Source organism: Pseudoalteromonas sp. MB41 (assembly GCF_020966275.1).
Lineage (GTDB): Bacteria > Pseudomonadota > Gammaproteobacteria > Enterobacterales > Alteromonadaceae > Pseudoalteromonas > Pseudoalteromonas lipolytica.
The window spans coordinates 1-1,262 of sequence record NZ_JAJJZF010000065.1 but is presented as its reverse complement, the minus strand read 5'-3'; the positions used below and the strand labels follow the sequence as shown (position 1 = coordinate 1,262).

Here is a 1,262-nt window from a genome sequence, read left to right as displayed (position 1 = left end):
TCTATTTTCTCATCCATAAAAAAACCCGAGACTAAGCTCGGGTTTTTCTTGAATGCTTAATGCATCACTATAGTTGATTACTCAACGATAGTTGCAACAACACCAGCACCAACTGTACGGCCACCTTCACGGATAGCGAAGCGTAAACCTTCGTCCATCGCGATTGGAGCGATTAGCTCTACAGTCATCTTGATGTTATCACCAGGCATTACCATTTCAACGCCGTCTGGTAACTGTACGTCACCTGTTACGTCAGTTGTACGGAAGTAGAACTGTGGACGGTAACCTTTGAAGAATGGAGTATGACGGCCACCTTCATCTTTAGAAAGTACGTATACTTCTGAAGTGAATTTAGTGTGTGGCTTGATTGAACCAGGCTTACAAAGTACTTGACCACGCTCAACGTCTTCACGCTTAGTACCACGTAGAAGTGCACCGATGTTCTCACCCGCACGACCTTCGTCTAGAAGCTTACGGAACATCTCAACACCTGTACATGTTGTCTTCGTAGTTTCTTTGATACCTACGATTTCAACTTCGTCATTCACGTTGATGATACCAGCTTCAACACGGCCAGTTACAACTGTACCACGACCTTGGATTGAGAATACGTCTTCGATAGGCATGATGAATGGCTTATCGATGTCACGCTCTGGCTCTGGGATGTATGAATCTAGCGCTTCAGCTAGTTCAATGATTTTCGCTTCCCATTGCTCTTCGCCTTCTAGGGCTTTAAGTGCTGAACCTTGGATTAGAGGTAAGTCGTCACCTGGGAAATCGTACTCAGAAAGAAGTTCACGAACTTCCATCTCTACTAGCTCAAGTAGCTCTTCGTCATCAACCATGTCACATTTGTTCATGAATACGATGATGTAAGGTACGCCAACCTGACGAGAAAGTAGGATGTGCTCACGTGTTTGTGGCATAGGACCGTCAGTTGCAGCAACTACTAGGATTGCGCCGTCCATTTGAGCAGCACCAGTGATCATGTTTTTAACATAATCGGCGTGTCCTGGACAGTCTACGTGTGCGTAGTGACGAGTCGGTGTATCGTACTCAACGTGTGAAGTTGAGATTGTGATACCACGCTCACGCTCTTCTGGAGCGTTATCGATTGATGCGAAGTCTTTAGCTGTACCACCGTATACTTTTGCAAGTACGTTAGTGATTGCTGCAGTTAGGGTAGTTTTACCGTGGTCAACGTGGCCGATTGTACCAACGTTTACGTGCGGTTTTACGCGTTCAAACTTTTCTTTTGCCAT

The 1,262-nt window shown here is 45.5% G+C and carries 1 protein-coding gene; it reads right to left on the bottom strand.

Annotated features, from left to right (window positions below; translation table 11 throughout):
* Positions 1-77: 77 nt before the first annotated feature.
* Positions 78-1,262: an elongation factor Tu gene (gene tuf / locus LPA49_RS22145; RefSeq protein WP_036971551.1), complete on the bottom strand. Its 1,185-nt coding sequence runs from the start codon at positions 1,260-1,262 to the stop codon at positions 78-80.

Bases quoted from the DNA above. Each gene is read 5' to 3' on its own strand.
- tuf (WP_036971551.1), bottom strand. From the start codon at position 1,262: ATGGCAAAAGAAAAGTTTGAACGCGTAAAACCGCACGTAAACGTTGGT.